Origin of the sequence: Labilibaculum sp., from assembly GCF_963664555.1 — a bacterium.
Taxonomy (GTDB): Bacteria; Bacteroidota; Bacteroidia; order Bacteroidales; family Marinifilaceae; genus Labilibaculum.
In genome coordinates this window covers 4,898,988-4,914,415 of record NZ_OY761461.1, presented here as the reverse complement: position 1 = coordinate 4,914,415, position 15,428 = coordinate 4,898,988, and the positions used below count along the sequence as shown (strand labels likewise).

Sequence of the window (15,428 nt, the reverse complement as noted above, 5' to 3'; positions counted from 1 at the left end):
ATTAATTATATTGTCATGATATCTTTCTCTTTTTCAACCAGCAAGTCATCAATTTTTTTGCTGAACTTGTCGGTAAGCTTTTGAACAAAAGCTTCTGCATCTTTTTCGATGTCTTCAGATAAACCTTCTTTCACCAGTTTTTTTAATTCAACATTGGTATCTCTTCTGGCATTTCGGATGCTTACTTTTGCATGTTCGCATTCTGATTTAGCTTGTTTAACCAAGTCGTTTCTGCGTTCTTCGGTCAAAGGAGGTATATGAATACGGATTAATTCTCCATTATTATCCGGGTTAAAACCCAGATTTGAATTCATAATCGCTTTTTCAATTTGTACAATCATTGGTTTTTCCCAAGGTTGGATTGCAATAGTTCTTGGATCGGGCACGCTTAGATTGGCAACCTGAGCCAATGGAGTCATGTTTCCGTAGTAATCCACCATCACACCATTCAACATGCTTGGATTTGCTCTTCCGGCACGAATTTTTACTAATTCTTTTTCAAGATGGTCAACAGCAGCTTCCATCTTTTCCTGCGTATCATCCAGATACATTTGAACTTCTTCAGTCATCGGAGAAAGATTTTTATATGTTTTTATTGATCAATGTATAGTGTTTACAAAAATAGCAAAAATCTATAATCAAATAAAGATAGTTCTTTTTTACTAAAACTAAAATGCATCAGTAGCAAAGAGCTAATGGCAGTTAATTGTGAACTAATGTCCCAATATTTTCACCTTCAATTACTTGCTTTAAATTTCCTTTTGTATCCATATCAAAAACAATTATTGGTAAATTGTTTTCTTTACACATTGTTGTTGCCGTTAAATCCATAATTCTTAAATCTTTGTTGTAGATTTCATCGAAAGTAATGGTTTCAAATTTTACAGCGGCACTGTCTTTTTCAGGATCAGCAGTATATATGCCGTCAACACGGGTTCCTTTAAGCATTACATTCGCTTCTATTTCAATTCCACGAAGAGAAGAACCAGTATCTGTTGTAAAATACGGATTTCCTGTTCCGGCAGAGAAGATCGTAACACAACCTTCAGAAAGGTAGTCTACCGCTTTTTGTTTCGAATAGAATTCACCAATTGGCTCCATTCGAATGGCTGTTAAAACCCGTGATTTACATTGGATGGCTTCCAAAGCTGAGTTAAGGGCCAGACTATTAATTACTGTAGCCAGCATTCCCATTGAATCGCCTTTAACACGGTCGAAACCTTTAGCGGCACCGCTTAATCCACGAAAAATATTACCGCCGCCAATTACGATTCCAACTTGAACGCCAAGATCTGTTATTTCTTTAATTTGTTCGGCATAGTCACTCAATCGTTGTGAATCAATTCCATATTGTTGATCACCCATTAATGATTCGCCACTTAATTTCAGTAGTACACGTTTGTATTTAACCATTCTTTCAGATTTTTATACCCAAAGTTGAGAAAATTCTACGATAAGATAAAAAAAAAGAGTTCCGGAAAGGAACTCTTTTTATATGTAATAATAATTGTATTAAGCATTTAATGTGAAACGCATCATTTTCGTCACAGTTAAATCTTTGTCAGATTCAGCAAGATACTGCTTAACAGTTTGCTTGTTGTTTTTAACAAAGTCCTGATTCAATAATGTTGATTCTTTAAAGAATTTAACCAATCGGCCTTCTGCAATTTTATCAAGCATAGCCTCAGGTTTTCCTTCTAAACGAGCTTTTTCTTTTGCGATTTCAAGTTCTTTTGCAACTACATCAGCATCAACATCATCCTTATCTATACTTATTGGAGCCATAGCTGCAGCTTGCATAGCAACGTCTCTAGCCATTTGCTCATCCATTGATTTGTTAAAACCAATCATAGTAGATAATTTGTTTCCTGCGTGAATATAGGCAACAGAATATTCTGCTTCCATTTTATTATAGAAACTTAAATCGATTTTCTCACCGATAACACCGGTTTGCTCAGTAACGTGTTCTTCAACTTTTCTTCCTTCAAGCTCTAAAGCTTTCAAAGCTTCAAGATCTGCAGGCATGTTTGCCAAAGCTAAATCAAGAATTTTAGTTGCAAATTCTACGAAACTCTCATTCTTAGCAACGAAGTCGGTTTCACAGTTTAGAGTGATCATTACACCACTTTTCTTATCTTCAGAAACTTTCGCTAATACAACACCTTCAGTTGCTTCTCTGTCGGCACGTTTGTTAGCAATCGCCATTCCTTTTTTACGAATAATGCTTACCGCTGCGTCAAAATCCCCTTCAGCTTCAGTAAGAGCATTTTTACAATCCATCATTCCTGCGCCAGTTGCTTTACGCAATTTGGCTACGTCTGCTGCTTTAATAGACATGATATATCTAATTTTTTGTTAGTTAATTATTCCTTATCATTCTTTTCTTCTTCAGTAGCTGGAGCTTCTGGAGTTGTTTCTGCAACTGGTGCTTCTGGAGCAACTTCTACAGCTGGAGCAACTTCGGCAACTGGTGCTTCATTTGCAGGAGCATCTGCTTTCTTAGCTTTTTTAGGCTTAGAAGCTTTCTTTTCAGTTGATTCAGTATCTTTTTCTACTTTTCTTTCCGATAAACCTTCTTTAATAGAAGCGGTTACAATGTCAAGAATGATAGAAACAGAGCTGGAAGCGTCATCATTACAAGGAACTACAAAATCAATACCTTCTGGGCTTGAGTTTGTATCAACCATTGCAAAAACAGGAATACCCAAACGGTTTGCTTCTTTAACAGCGATATATTCTTTCATTACATCAACTACAAATAGAGCTGCCGGTAATCTGGTCAGATCAACAATACTACCTAAGTTTTTTTCCAACTTAGCTCTTTGACGAGATACTTGTAGTCTTTCTCTTTTAGATAGGTGGTTAAGAGTTCCGTCACCTTCCATTTTGTCAATGGTAGACATTTTCTTAACAGCCTTTCTGATAGTAGGGAAGTTAGTTAACATACCACCTGGCCAACGCTCAGTTACATATGGCATATTTACTGCTGCTACTTTTTCAGAAACGATTGATTTTGCTTGCTTTTTAGTAGCAACAAAAAGAATTTTTCTTCCTGATTTAGCGATTTGTTTCAATGCTGCGGCGGCATCATCCAGCTTTACAGCTGTTTTGTGCAAGTCGATAATGTGAATTCCATTGCGCTCCATGAAAATATAAGGAGCCATTTTTGGATTCCATTTTCTAGTCAAGTGACCAAAGTGGCAACCTGCTTCTAATAATTCTTCAAATGTAGTATTTGACATTTTTGTTTTTTTTAATCGTTTACATTCATTTTATGGCAATTGCTAAGTAGTTCGAAAATCGAAGTCTTACCAATTTAGATACTAAACTTGCCACAAAAATTTTAACGCTTGCTAAATTGAAATTTCTTACGTGCTTTAGGTTGACCTGGTTTTTTACGTTCAACCTCACGAGGATCGCGAGTCATGAAACCTGCAGTTCTTAGTGCTGATTTTGATTCTGCATCAATTTTAACAAGTGCTCTGGAGATCGCCAAACGAAGAGCTTCTGCTTGACCTGTAACTCCACCGCCATCAAGATTTACTTTGATGTCATACTTATCGGCTACCTCTAAAAGGTTTAAAGGTTGCTGAACGATGTACTGTAGAGTTCCGGTAGTAAAGTACTCTTTAAGCTCTTTTTTGTTGATGGTAATCTGACCTTTACCTTCGCTAACGTATACACGGGCAACAGCTGCTTTTCTACGTCCAATAGCATTAATAACTTCCATACCTACTTATTTAATTGTGTTTAAATCTAATTTCTTTGGCTGCTGAGCTTCGTGTTTGTGCTCAGGACCTACAACTACATATAGGTTTGAGTAAAGAGTTCTTCCTAAACGATTTTTTGGAAGCATACCTTTAACAGCCTTCTCAATTAATCTTTCTGGGTGTTTCGCCATAAGATCAGCTGGAGTATGAATTCTTTGTCCACCTGGGTGTCCGGTGTAAGAAAAATACTTTCTGTCTGTCATTTTGTTTCCAGTCATACGTATTTTCTCAGCATTGATAATAATCACGTTGTCTCCACAATCAACATGAGGAGTGTAATTTGGCTTATATTTACCTCTAATCAGCTTTGCTACTTTAGAGCTAAGTCTACCTAACACCTGGTCTGCTGCATCAATAACAATCCACTCTTTAGTGGCGGTTGCTTTGTTTGCAGAAACTGTTTTGTAACTTAATGTATCCACGTTAAAAACTTTTAATAAATAATACTTTTAATACAATTATTCCAATTTGGCTTGCAAAAGTACAAGAATCCTATAAATACACCAATTTTTTTAACGATTTATTGATGAAGAACTTAACCTGATGTGGATAATCGGGTAATGTGGAGGAGTTAAGTCTGTCAAAAAATCAAATTGATATATTTCCCAATATTGAATCCTTTACTTGCTAAGGGTAGTAGAATCAAGTTGTTGGGGTGGGGAGTCTTCATAAGAAAGCCCATCGTCACAATTTCACTGCAAAAGTATGAAATAAATTTATTTTTGAAGTCTCTTTTTAGTATTTTTTTAGAAAGAAATGCAATTGGAAGATTTGATATGCAGGAACTAAGGGGTGATTGTATTTGATAATTATAAATATTGAAAGGAATGAGTGTTCGATTAAAAAGAGATTTTTTTCTGAAGGATATAAATATAGTAGCCTGTCAGCTGATAGGAAAAATCATTGTTAGAAAATTTGATACAAGGAAAGAAGAGCGGTTTAGAATAACAGAAATTGAAATTTATGTGGGAGAGGAAGATCTGGCATCTCATGCATCAAAAGGGCGTACTAAAAGAACAGAGGTAATGTATTCTTGCGGTGGGTGCGTTTATGTTTATCTAATTTACGGGATGTATTGGATGCTGAATATTGTAACCGGGAAAAAGGATCAAGCTCAGGCAATATTAATTCGTGGTGTTGAAGGAATTGATGGTCCGGGTAAAATCGGACAGCAATTGAAGTTGGATAAGAGTTTTTATGGAGAGAATCTGGAGAGCTCGAATCGAATTTGGGTGGAAGATGATGGTACGTCGTACAATTATACCGTTCATCCCAGAATTAATGTGGAATATGCGGGTGATATATGGAAAAACAAGTTGTATCGTTATAAAATTGAGAAAGCAAAGCTTTAATTCCAGCTCACTTTTTTCAGAAAGAAATCTCCATTGATTCTGAGATAGATTGCTGTGGCGTAATTCGTATTTGAATTTATTGGATTGTGATAAAGATCTATTTTAGCTCCCAAATTGATGCCTTTACTTATCTTCCGCTCATAGAAATACTTAAATGTAACAAATTGTCTTCTGTTTTGATATAAACCGGGTTGGCTGTAGGAAATCGACTGAAATAATTGCGAACCTCTGGAGGCTATGAAATGATATGCATTCCAATATCCTAGTCTAAATTGAGAGTGTTTTGTGTTAATGCCAATCTGTGGGTAAAAGGCATGTCCTTTATTATAGAAAAATTCACGAACAGAGGAGTTGTCGCTAACGTAATATGCCAAAGCTTGAATGTTCCATGAAGTAATTTTTGAGTCCTCAATTTTTCGCGAAAAATTAAGTCCTGAAGAAAAGTTACCAATAGTTTGAACGGATTCGTCAGATGAATCGATTTCACCACCTCTGTGTGTGAAAAGAATTTGAATAGGAATGGACAATCTGTTTTGGGAGGATGTGTTATTCAATTGGTAGCTGCTTGAAATCCCGAAAGTGAATTTTTCTTGAAAAGGATCTCCTTCTAGTATAAATTGCTCCCAATTAATCCAAGTATCAAGCTTTAGTCGTTTTGAATGATATAAGAATTGAATTCCACTTTCTGCTTTATCTGTAAAGAACTTTTCTGGCTCGAACATGGGCTCCGAAAGCATATGGTTGTTGTTTTGGTTTAAGCCTCCTAAAATTAAATTGACTTTACTTGAGACTTGATAGTTTACAGAGAATATTGCTTGTGTTTCATTAAAGTTTGTTCGTCCTGAATATTGCTGAAACCGCACTCCAGCTTCAATTCGAATTTTAGAAGATGGATAATAAACCAATTTTGGTGTTGCTGAGTAGCCGATCCAGGTTGTCCCATTTGCGAAAGTACCTGAGTACTCATTGTTTTTCACAAAATTAAGATTTTCAAATCGTAAAAATAATTTATTACTGTCTGCTTTTTGAAATTCTTTGTAATGTAAAAAAGGCGTATTAAAATCTTGGGCCAATAATGAATATTGACTTGTCAACAGCCATAATAATATGATGAATACCTGTGTAAAGAGTCTAGCCATATTTTAATTTTACGGGAGCCAATGTACAATTATCTGAAGAAATATTTTAAAAGAAAGGGGTAAATAATTATTTTTTATTTAGAAAAAGGGTTTCTCTGATTGAAGAGAAACCCTAATTTAATGAATGCTTTGGTTGTTTTTCGGTGAAAAGACTAAATACCTTTAGAACCAAATTTGGGATAAATATTGCATTCAAATCAGACTATATTGTTATGTGCTGTTTTATGCTGTTTCGTATGAAGAATCAGGCAAAACCAATGCCAGTATAAAGTATGCCAAAAGCATTAGTGGATTAAATAAAGTTAGTATCAGCCATGCCGTTCTTATAATTATTGGGTCGAGTTCCGGATTTATGTATTGAGAAATGCCTCCGCAAACACCAGCTATTTTTTTCTCTTTTGATCTTATTAAGCGTTTCATCTGTCTATAATTTTAAATTTTTGGCATATGTAACTTACCAGGTGATGATTTCCCTGAGTGTGGGAATTTTACACACGGACGTTTCATATTTTCTAAGTTTTTAATGTTGTTATTCCTGATCTTCGTCTTCATCGTCAAAAGTGAAGTGGGACAAAGTTTTTAATTCGTCAACACGAAAATCACCAAAAAAGGAAACTAATGAAGTTCTGTTTTCATTATGGTGTAAGACATGGAATTCACTGAATTTTTTTCCGTTCCCTTTTGCGAAGAAATGAACATCATCAGAATTTTTATCATCTCTGTCAGTTAATACTTCCTTATAAGAATCTCCTTTTGATAATTGTGAAGAGACAATCTTTTTGAATTTGGTTTCGTCTCCGTTTACATGTTTAAACGTTAGGAATTTGATGTTTTCACATTCTCCGGTGATATTTTTCTCCAATTCGTCTTCATCAACATCAAAGTCGAGGTTTTTTAGGAAGCTACCGGCAAAACTAAAACTGCTAAAACCATCTAAATTTGAATATTTAGCATGTATTTGCTCACCTTTGGTTTGAGCTTGCATCAGGATTGGAAATACTATTGCGGCAATTATTACTACTAATTTCTTCATGATATTTTATTTTTTAGTTTACCACGTTTACACCGGCAAAGCGTGTGTTGAAAAAGGAGCCGGTGTAAAGCATGGATTTATTTAATATTTTAATTTGCTTAGGCCTTCTTTTTTCATGATCCACATCTTGTCAAGCATGTCGTAATCCCATGTATTATCTACATTATCAATGTCGTGAATGATTCTTCGCATCGATTTGTCCAGATAAATCACTTTTCCTTCGGGTACCTTAATTGTGATGTGCAGTTTTTGATTTCTCCATTTACTATCAGTCGGTAAGGTGAAGTATTGATTGAAAACAATTAGTGAATCGGTTTGTGTCCATTTGTATTCAATGTTTTCAGCATTTTCGCTTGCCTGTTCATTGGATCTTCCACGTGATTTCTTTTTTAATTTAATTTCAAACTTGCCACTGTTGCTTTTCTCTATGTCAAGAGTTGGTTCTCCAACTATAATTTCTTTATCATCTTTAACGATTATTTTTATATTATCAAGGCCGATGTGTCCATCGTGCCAGTCAAAATTGATATTGTCAGTTGATTTTAAATAAAGAGTGTCTGTTTGCGTAGGCTGTATTTCAATATTTTCGGAATAACGGGTGCTGCTTTGCATGTATCCTTTTATTTGAGAAAAACTTAGGCTTACCAATAGAATAATTCCCAGTAACCAAAATGCAAGAGCTGAAAATCCTATTATTTTATTGTTGGTTTTAAAATTGAACAGAAGTTTTAATCCTGCAAAAATCAGAAGGAGTAAAGGGATCCCAATCACCACGATCACACCAATTGTGAATAAGGTGATGCTGCTTCCGTCAAGAAACATGTGTGGAAGCACTGTGCCAGGAAAATGGAAATCAGAAAATGGACCAAAAAAGCTATTTACAAAAATCATTGAGCCAATAAAGCTGATAAGGGTAACAAATCCTGCAAATACGAATCCAATGCCGAGCAAAATAATAATCACTTTAAGGATGAGTCGGAGTGCTGTTCCTGCAAAATCCAGAACTCTGTCAAAACCATCCCGAACTTGCGGTCCGTTCTTGTCCCTCATCTTTTCAAAACTTTCTTTTACCTCTTTGTATTCGTCTTTAATTGTTTCCTCTATATTTGAGATATTTACCTTTTTTCCCTTCATTTCTAATTTTTGAGTTGTGGTAACTGCTTTGGGAACAGCAATCCATAAAATCACATAAAGGAGAAATGAAAATCCATAACCAAGGAAAAAGAAAAGGGCGAAAAGAAGACGGATTACAACTACATCAATTCCAAAGTAAGCGGCCAAACCACTGGCTACACCCCCCAGAACTCTGTGGTCAGGATCTCGGAATAATCTGCGTTTTTTCTTTTCGGAAGTTTGTTTTGTATCAGTTTCCTGATTCGACTCGTTTTCGATATTGTCTTCGTCGATAGCAAATATCTCTTCAGGTTTCCCCATTATCGATATGGTTTCTTCAATCATATCAACATTTACCACCTGATCTTTTGTGTTCAGTTTTTCTTGGAAAATTTCTGAAATTCTAGCTTCAATATCAGATATGATTTCGCGGCCTTCTTCGCTCGACCCATAGTGGGTATTGATGGTTCGTAAGTAAGCCTGTAGTTTTTCAAAAGCATCTTCATCAATATGGAAAATGCTTCCGCTTATGTTAATTGTCAATGTCTTTTTCATTTGTATATCGGTTTAGGGTCTTACTTTTTAATTGTATTTACGGCATCAACTAAATCTTGCCAGGATTGATCCAATTCTTTAAGGAATCCACTTCCCAGTTCGGCAATTGTATAGTATTTCCGAGGTGGACCTTGAGTTGATTCCTCCCAACGATAGCTTAGTAATCCGTCGTTTTTTAATCGGGTTAGAAGTGGATATAAGGTTCCTTCCACAACAATCATTTTTGCCTCTTTTAGCTCCTTGATTATATCTGAAGCGTAAGCATCATTTCTTGATAAAATGGATAGAATACAATATTCCAGCACTCCTTTTCGCATTTGGGCTTTAGTGTTTTCGATCTTCATGGTTGGAATAAATTAAATTCTTGATTTTGTATTTCCCGGATTGTTCCAGATGCTTTTGTGTATTTTCTTCTTAATTATTTTAGTTTCCTCTTTCGTTAGAACAGTGTCTTTTTCGATTAAAATCTGCTCTTTCGTTTGTGATGAAATATTTACAACATCAATGCTGTCATTATTGCCGGCTAAAATATCTTTACATACTTGTATGTTTTCTTCAAAAAAGAAAAGGCTTGAGTTGAAATAGCTTTTTTCTATAGTGACTTCTGGTTCCATATTTGGGATTTTTGATTTCCCATTCAAAATTACATCAGATACAATTTTTACAATTGGAGCGAGTATTTTTGATTGGTTCGCAGCGGTCTGAACAAACTGAGCATTGGATTCGGTTGTCCACGAAAATAGAACAAGTAGAATCAGGCATAGTTTCCATAGTTTATTGTTTTTTTTGTTCATGGTGTTTGAATTAATATTATATACTACTGTTGCAAGCACGCAAGCTTGTTATACAAATATACATACAAAAAAAGGTAATATGCAAAGCATAGTACTAAAAATATTTCAATTAAATACTTAAATACCTGTAGGTCAACAATGTAAATTTAATTTAAAATTATCTTATATTTGAAGATTATAAAAAAATCAATATTAAGCAGGGGTGTTATTAAAAAAATGACAAGAATAAAGCATTTTAGAGATAGGTGTATAGGTTGTGCTTATTGTGTGGGAGTAGCACCTGAATTTTGGGAGATGTGTACTGAAGATGGCAGATGTGACCTGATTGGTTCGATATGGAAGAGAGATTGTTACGAATTAGAAATTTTTAATGATGAGGTTCAGAAAAATAGGAAAGCAGCCGATATTTGTCCAGGCAAATGTATTCGGGTGGAAACCAATTAATGGAATTAGCAGGGGAAAATGGTATTTATAATGTGAAAAGAGCGGTTTTCTTACTGGAAAACCGCTCTTTTTAAAATATTGCTCTTTTAAATTTCAGGTGAAATTCAAAGTTTATTTGCCTGATCTTTTACGATCGGTTTCTTTAAGAAGTATTTTTCTTAAGCGGATCGAGTTGGGAGTAACCTCAACATACTCGTCGCCTTGGATGTACTCCAATGCTTCTTCAAGTGAATGAGTGATCGGAGGTGATAATCTCACCTTATCATCAGTACCAGAAGTACGCATGTTGGTTAGTTTCTTCGTTTTAGTTACGTTAATAACCAAGTCACCGGCACGATTGTTCTCTCCAATTACCTGGCCTTCATAAATTTCTACCGTTGGGGCAACGAAAAATGTACCTCGGTCTTGTAGTTTATTTAAAGCATAAGCAAAAGTTAATCCGGTTTCCATAGCAATCAACGATCCGTTAATACGTCCTGGAATATTCCCTTTGTGTGGCTGGTATTCCAGAAAACGATGAGAGATTACCGCTTCGCCGGCAGTAGCCGTCAACAGTTGATTTCTTAAACCAATAATACCTCTTGATGGGATATGGAATTCAAGGTGAATACGATCAGCCTTACGTTCCATAGTCAGCATTTCTCCTTTACGCTGAGTTACGATTTCAATTGCTTTTCCTGAAACATCTTCCGGAAGATCAATAAACAAAAATTCAACTGGCTCACATTTTTCGCCACCAATTTCTTTAATGATAACCTGTGGTTGACCAACTTGAATCTCGTATCCTTCACGACGCATTGTTTCGATCAGTACAGACAAGTGAAGAACACCACGTCCGTATACAATATATGAGTCAGCAGAATCAGTTTTTTCAACTCTAAGAGCTAAATTCTTTTCCAACTCTTTGTTTAGTCGGTCAATTAAGTGACGGGAAGTAACGAATTTACCATCTTTTCCATAAAACGGAGAATTATTGATGGTAAATAGCATACTCATTGTAGGCTCATCAATGGCAATTGGTTTTAGAGGTTCTGGGTTTTCGATGCTGCAAATAGAATCTCCAATATCAAAACCCTCAATACCTACTAAAGCGCATATTTCTCCTGAGGCAACAGATTGAACTCTTTCTTTACCCAGGCCAGTAAAGATGTGTAGTTCTTTAATTCGTTGTTTTTTGATGCTTCCATCAGGTTTAACTAAACTAACATCCATTCCTTCACGAATCTCTCCCCGGTGAACACGTCCTACGGCAATACGTCCAACGTAAGCCGAGTAGTCAAGGGATGTGATAAGCATTTGTGGCGTACCGTTAATGGTTTTTGGCTCAGGGATGAACTCGATTACCGCATCTAAAATTGCTGTAATATCGGTTGTTGGTTTTTGCCAGTCCTTCGACATCCAGCCTTGTTTGGCAGAACCATAGATAGTTGGGAAATCCAATTGCTCTTCAGTAGCCTCCAAATTAAACATCAATTCGAAAACCTGCTCCTGAACTTCTTCCGGTCTGCAGTTTGGTTTGTCAACTTTATTAACAACTACAACAGGTTTAAGACCTAGAGCTAAAGCTTTCTGCAGTACAAAACGGGTTTGAGGCATGGTTCCTTCAAAAGCGTCTACAAGTAGTAATACTCCGTCAGCCATATTTAAAACACGCTCAACTTCTCCACCAAAATCCGAGTGACCGGGAGTGTCTATGATATTAATCTTTACACCATTGTATTCAAGAGAAACGTTCTTCGACAAGATGGTGATCCCTCTCTCTCTTTCCAGGTCGTTATTATCAAGGATTAAATCACCTGGGTTCTCATTTTTTCTAAAAATGTTGCTATGCATTATCATTTTGTCAACCAAAGTGGTTTTGCCGTGGTCAACGTGGGCGATAATCGCAATGTTTCTCAATTTCCTCATCTTGTATTTTATTAATTTGAGAAAAAATATCCGCTGAAAGCTAATGAAATGGGATACTGTGTTCTCTTTCTTTTTATTGTATTCGTCGAATTGAACATTCATCTATTCATGACACTCTTTGAAATTGTTGTGAGTGAATCGATTGCGGTGCTCAAAATGCGGCTGCAAAAGTACACTTTATTTTTGAAAATTTTCTTCTCAGGCACATTTAATTTGATTTTAGTTGTTAGTTTATTTCTTTCCTTTTTTTTAATGTTAAATTAACAGTCCGATGCATATGAAATTGTTTCTTTGTGTCGTCAATGATATTTTAGTAATTATCTAATTTAGAATAGAAATAAGTAGCAAGCGAAGTATCGCTGCAGAAACTTTACAATCCTTGTATATTCTAAACTTTAAATAATAACTTTTTTATTAAGATGTTGAAACAAGTTTTAAACTAAGGTTTTGGTTGATTTTGTAATTATGGATTTCGAAAGAAAAATATTACCTTCCGTATCCATTTTTTGACAGACCTATTTGGTTAAAACTCTTGTTCTTTTTTTGTGTGATTGATTGAAAAACTGTCCCTGTTTCAGTATTGAAATGAACTTTTTCGATGAAACGCTAAAAAATGAAGATGAACGGTTGAAATTAGTCAGTCGATTTTTTGTTAAATAGTTAAAAAGCAACCATTTTTGTGATCCTTTTCTCCAGGAAATGTGAGATGATTTTGTGGCGACATTGCCACACAATTACTAACCTAACAAATTGTTTTATGAAAAATGCTATGAGAAGTATTTTGACAATGGCAGCAATCATGATGCTGTCCATTGCAGCTATTGCTCAAACCACCGTAAAAGGTGTAGTCGTGGATGGTAGTACCAACGAAAGTTTGCCGGGTGCTTCTATTGTTGTTGCCGGAACAACTTCCGGTACCGTTTCGGGTTTTGATGGTTCTTTTACTCTTGAATTGCCAAAAGGAGCTTCAAAACTTGTTGTAAGTTTTGTAGGATTTCTTGATAAAGAAATTGCATTAAAGGGTGCTCAGGATCTAGGAACTATTAAGTTAGAATCTGACGCTGTTGGTTTGAAAGAAGTTAGTGTTATGGCTTCTATTGTAACAGATCGTCAAACACCAATTTCGGTATCTACTATTTCTTCGGATATAATAGAGAATAAATTGGGATCTCAGGAATTTCCTGAAATTTTAAAGTCTACACCATCTGTATATACTTCGAAAGAAGGAGGTGGATTTGGTGATGCTTCAGTATATATTCGTGGTTTTGACTCGAATAATGTGGGAGTATTAATTAATGGTATCCCTGTTAATGATATGGAATCAGGTAAAGTTTACTGGTCAAATTGGGCTGGATTATCAGATGTTACCCGTACTATGCAGGTTCAGCGTGGTTTGGGAGCGTCTAAATTAGGTCTTTCTTCTGTTGGAGGTACTATTAATATTCTTACTAAATCTACAGATGCTAAAAAAGGTGGAGTTGTTAGAAGCAGCATAGGAAATGATGGTATGAGAAAACAATTGATTTCTTTATCAACAGGATTGTTAGATAATGGATGGGCAGTTTCTATTTTAGGTTCTCATTCTTATGGTAATGGATATGTTAAAGGAACAGATTATGATGCCTGGTCCTATTTTGCTAATATTTCTAAAGTGATTAATGAAAAACATACTCTGTCTTTCATGATTACCGGTGCACCACAATGGCACAATCAGCGTGGAAACAAGCACACAATTCAGCAATATCGCGATCATAAAGATGAATTTAAATACAATTCAGATTATGGAATGCGTGAAGGAAAAATATATGGTGGTGCTTATGGTTACAACTATTACCACAAACCTCAGGCACAATTGAACCATTATTGGACTATGGATGATAAAACATCATTAACCACTTCATTTTATGCATCAGTAGGTTCTGGTGGCGGACGTCGTGTTTATGGAAATCAAGCTAAATTATTAGGTGTAAATTATAGTACAGGAGAAGACTATGACGTTACTATGAGAACACCTGATGGTTTATTGGATTTCGAAGGTGTTGCCGCGATTAATGCCGCATCAACAGCTGAAGGTTCTCAAGCGGTTATTGCTAATTCAGTAAATAATCATTCCTGGTACGGTTTGCTGTCTACATTAACACATGAATACAAGCAGTTTACTTTTACTGCAGGTTTAGATGCCCGTTACTACAAGGGAGAGCATTACAATGAAATTCATGATTTACTTGGTGGATCATTCTTCCTTAACTCTAAAAACATAAACCGTGATGCAAATACATGGTTAAAGGCTGATGATAAGATCAATTATTATAACGATGGTGAAGCATTGTACACAGGACTTTTCGGACAAACAGAATATGTAACTGATGATTATTCAGCATTTATATCTGCAGCGGTTTCACGAAAAGCATACAGACGTACAGATTATTTCTTATATAAGCCAGGAAATCAGAAGTCAGATTGGGAGGATTTCCTGCCATGGAATGTGAAAGCTGGTTTTAATTATAAAATCAATTCTATTCACAATGTATTTGTAAATGGTGGATATGTTCAAAGAACACCATACATGTCAAATGTATTCTTGAACAATACCAATGAAGTGAACGGGGATGTGAAGTATGAAAAAATCATTACTACAGAAATAGGTTATGGTTACACTTCACCTAATTTTACTGCAAATGTTACATTGTATCGTACCAATTGGAAAGACAGAGGTCTTGTTAAAAATTTAAGTGGTACAATTGTTAATATTTCAGGATTGAATCAACTTCACCAAGGTATCGAGGTAGAGGGAGAGTATAAGCCATCTAAGAAATTAACTGTTCGCGGAATGATATCTGTTGGCGATTGGGTTTACCAAGATGACGTAAATGCAGCTGTTTTTAATGATAATCAAGAGAAAATAGGTGAATTTACAGCATACTTAAAAGATGTGCATGTTGGCAACTCAGCTCAATTATCAGGTTCTGCTTCTATTGATTATGAAGTTCTTCCTAAATTAAATTTAAGTGTTGATTATACCTACTATGGTAATCATTATGCTGATTTTGATGCTACCAAGAGAACTGACCTTGCAACTAGTGGTGATTCATGGGAAATGCCAGAAGCAGGGCTTGTTGATGTAGGATTCCGTTACAAGTTCCAGATCGCAGGTTTAAATGCAAGTCTAAATACAAATGTTTACAATTTGTTTGATACTGAGTATGTTTCTAAAGCTACCGATGGTTTAACACATACAACTAACGAAGCTTTAGTGTATTACGGATTTGGAAGAACTTGGTCAACAGGTCTTAAAATTAAGTTTTAATCAGACTTTTGTA

The 15,428-nt window shown here is 35.5% G+C and carries 16 protein-coding genes; 3 read left to right on the top strand and 13 right to left on the bottom strand.

What is annotated here, in order from left to right; genetic code table 11:
* Positions 1–5: 5 nt before the first annotated feature.
* The 6 genes from frr to rplM all read right to left on the bottom strand — a co-directional run bounded on the left by frr (position 6) and on the right by rplM (position 4,192).
* Positions 6–569, bottom strand: a complete 564-nt coding sequence (gene frr, locus ACKU4N_RS19745; RefSeq protein ID WP_321319378.1) for a ribosome recycling factor — start codon at positions 567–569, stop codon at positions 6–8.
* Between the two features lie 133 nt (positions 570–702).
* Positions 703–1,413, bottom strand: coding sequence for a UMP kinase (gene pyrH / locus ACKU4N_RS19740; protein ID WP_321319377.1), 711 nt, complete (start codon positions 1,411–1,413; stop codon positions 703–705).
* A 99-nt stretch (positions 1,414–1,512) separates the two neighbouring features.
* Positions 1,513–2,337 (bottom strand): translation elongation factor Ts, encoded by an 825-nt coding sequence (gene tsf, locus ACKU4N_RS19735; RefSeq protein ID WP_321319376.1) that lies wholly within the window; start codon positions 2,335–2,337, stop codon positions 1,513–1,515.
* A 26-nt stretch (positions 2,338–2,363) separates the two neighbouring features.
* Positions 2,364–3,242 carry a 30S ribosomal protein S2 gene (rpsB, locus tag ACKU4N_RS19730; RefSeq protein WP_321319374.1) on the bottom strand — a complete coding sequence of 293 codons (879 nt, stop codon included), beginning with the start codon at positions 3,240–3,242 and terminating at the stop codon, positions 2,364–2,366.
* 101 nt (positions 3,243–3,343) lie between these two features.
* Complete coding sequence (rpsI, locus tag ACKU4N_RS19725; RefSeq protein WP_321319372.1) at positions 3,344–3,730, bottom strand: 30S ribosomal protein S9; 387 nt, start codon at positions 3,728–3,730, stop codon at positions 3,344–3,346.
* A 6-nt stretch (positions 3,731–3,736) separates the two neighbouring features.
* Positions 3,737–4,192, bottom strand: coding sequence for a 50S ribosomal protein L13 (gene rplM, locus ACKU4N_RS19720; RefSeq protein ID WP_321319370.1), 456 nt, complete (start codon positions 4,190–4,192; stop codon positions 3,737–3,739).
* A gap of 405 nt (positions 4,193–4,597) precedes the next feature.
* On the opposite strand from rplM, the gene ACKU4N_RS19715 reads away from it, so the two are divergent.
* A complete protein-coding gene (locus tag ACKU4N_RS19715; RefSeq protein WP_321319368.1) occupies positions 4,598–5,122 on the top strand; it encodes a DNA-3-methyladenine glycosylase in 525 nt (174 codons plus the stop codon).
* Here ACKU4N_RS19715 and ACKU4N_RS19710 read toward each other — a convergent pair.
* From ACKU4N_RS19710 to ACKU4N_RS19685, 6 genes are all read right to left on the bottom strand, one after another.
* Positions 5,119–6,261: a lipid A deacylase gene (locus tag ACKU4N_RS19710; protein WP_321319366.1), complete on the bottom strand. Its 1,143-nt coding sequence runs from the start codon at positions 6,259–6,261 to the stop codon at positions 5,119–5,121. The two genes, ACKU4N_RS19715 and ACKU4N_RS19710, sit on opposite strands and share 4 nt — an antisense overlap.
* 222 nt (positions 6,262–6,483) lie before the next feature.
* On the bottom strand, positions 6,484–6,681 hold the full coding sequence (locus tag ACKU4N_RS19705) for a PspC domain-containing protein (protein WP_124993579.1): 198 nt from the start codon (positions 6,679–6,681) through the stop codon (positions 6,484–6,486).
* Positions 6,682–6,790: 109 nt separating this feature from the next.
* Positions 6,791–7,294 (bottom strand): DUF4252 domain-containing protein, encoded by a 504-nt coding sequence (locus tag ACKU4N_RS19700; RefSeq protein WP_321319363.1) that lies wholly within the window; start codon positions 7,292–7,294, stop codon positions 6,791–6,793.
* 81 nt (positions 7,295–7,375) lie between these two features.
* Positions 7,376–8,962, bottom strand: coding sequence for a PspC domain-containing protein (locus tag ACKU4N_RS19695; protein ID WP_321319361.1), 1,587 nt, complete (start codon positions 8,960–8,962; stop codon positions 7,376–7,378).
* A 20-nt stretch (positions 8,963–8,982) separates the two neighbouring features.
* Complete coding sequence (locus tag ACKU4N_RS19690) at positions 8,983–9,306, bottom strand: PadR family transcriptional regulator (RefSeq protein ID WP_101310290.1); 324 nt, start codon at positions 9,304–9,306, stop codon at positions 8,983–8,985.
* A 12-nt stretch (positions 9,307–9,318) separates the two neighbouring features.
* Positions 9,319–9,756 carry a hypothetical protein gene (locus tag ACKU4N_RS19685; protein WP_321319358.1) on the bottom strand — a complete coding sequence of 146 codons (438 nt, stop codon included), beginning with the start codon at positions 9,754–9,756 and terminating at the stop codon, positions 9,319–9,321.
* Between the two features lie 216 nt (positions 9,757–9,972).
* Between ACKU4N_RS19685 and ACKU4N_RS19680 the strand changes: the two genes are divergently transcribed.
* Positions 9,973–10,200: a ferredoxin gene (locus ACKU4N_RS19680; RefSeq protein ID WP_321319356.1), complete on the top strand. Its 228-nt coding sequence runs from the start codon at positions 9,973–9,975 to the stop codon at positions 10,198–10,200.
* 111 nt (positions 10,201–10,311) lie between these two features.
* Here the strand turns inward: ACKU4N_RS19680 and typA are convergent, their stop codons facing one another.
* Entirely contained in the window at positions 10,312–12,108 is a 1,797-nt protein-coding gene (gene typA, locus ACKU4N_RS19675; protein ID WP_321319354.1) for a translational GTPase TypA, read from the bottom strand.
* A gap of 757 nt (positions 12,109–12,865) precedes the next feature.
* Here typA and ACKU4N_RS19670 point away from each other — a divergent pair.
* Positions 12,866–15,415, top strand: coding sequence for a TonB-dependent receptor (locus ACKU4N_RS19670; protein ID WP_321319352.1), 2,550 nt, complete (start codon positions 12,866–12,868; stop codon positions 15,413–15,415).
* The last annotated feature ends 13 nt before the right edge of the window (positions 15,416–15,428 follow it).

What these genes read in the sequence shown, in the direction of transcription:
- tsf (WP_321319376.1), bottom strand. Translation starts at nt 2,337, where the DNA reads ATGTCTATTAAAGCAGCAGACGTAGCCAAATTGCGTAAAGCAACTGGC.
- pyrH (WP_321319377.1), bottom strand. Translation starts at nt 1,413, where the DNA reads ATGGTTAAATACAAACGTGTACTACTGAAATTAAGTGGCGAATCATTA.
- frr (WP_321319378.1), bottom strand. Translation starts at nt 569, where the DNA reads ATGACTGAAGAAGTTCAAATGTATCTGGATGATACGCAGGAAAAGATG.
- ACKU4N_RS19670 (WP_321319352.1), top strand. Translation starts at nt 12,866, where the DNA reads ATGAAAAATGCTATGAGAAGTATTTTGACAATGGCAGCAATCATGATG.
- ACKU4N_RS19710 (WP_321319366.1), bottom strand. Translation starts at nt 6,261, where the DNA reads ATGGCTAGACTCTTTACACAGGTATTCATCATATTATTATGGCTGTTG.
- ACKU4N_RS19685 (WP_321319358.1), bottom strand. Translation starts at nt 9,756, where the DNA reads ATGAACAAAAAAAACAATAAACTATGGAAACTATGCCTGATTCTACTT.
- ACKU4N_RS19690 (WP_101310290.1), bottom strand. Translation starts at nt 9,306, where the DNA reads ATGAAGATCGAAAACACTAAAGCCCAAATGCGAAAAGGAGTGCTGGAA.
- typA (WP_321319354.1), bottom strand. Translation starts at nt 12,108, where the DNA reads ATGAGGAAATTGAGAAACATTGCGATTATCGCCCACGTTGACCACGGC.
- ACKU4N_RS19705 (WP_124993579.1), bottom strand. Translation starts at nt 6,681, where the DNA reads ATGAAACGCTTAATAAGATCAAAAGAGAAAAAAATAGCTGGTGTTTGC.
- rpsI (WP_321319372.1), bottom strand. Translation starts at nt 3,730, where the DNA reads ATGGAAGTTATTAATGCTATTGGACGTAGAAAAGCAGCTGTTGCCCGT.
- ACKU4N_RS19700 (WP_321319363.1), bottom strand. Translation starts at nt 7,294, where the DNA reads ATGAAGAAATTAGTAGTAATAATTGCCGCAATAGTATTTCCAATCCTG.
- ACKU4N_RS19680 (WP_321319356.1), top strand. Translation starts at nt 9,973, where the DNA reads ATGACAAGAATAAAGCATTTTAGAGATAGGTGTATAGGTTGTGCTTAT.
- rpsB (WP_321319374.1), bottom strand. Translation starts at nt 3,242, where the DNA reads ATGTCAAATACTACATTTGAAGAATTATTAGAAGCAGGTTGCCACTTT.
- ACKU4N_RS19715 (WP_321319368.1), top strand. Translation starts at nt 4,598, where the DNA reads ATGAGTGTTCGATTAAAAAGAGATTTTTTTCTGAAGGATATAAATATA.
- ACKU4N_RS19695 (WP_321319361.1), bottom strand. Translation starts at nt 8,962, where the DNA reads ATGAAAAAGACATTGACAATTAACATAAGCGGAAGCATTTTCCATATT.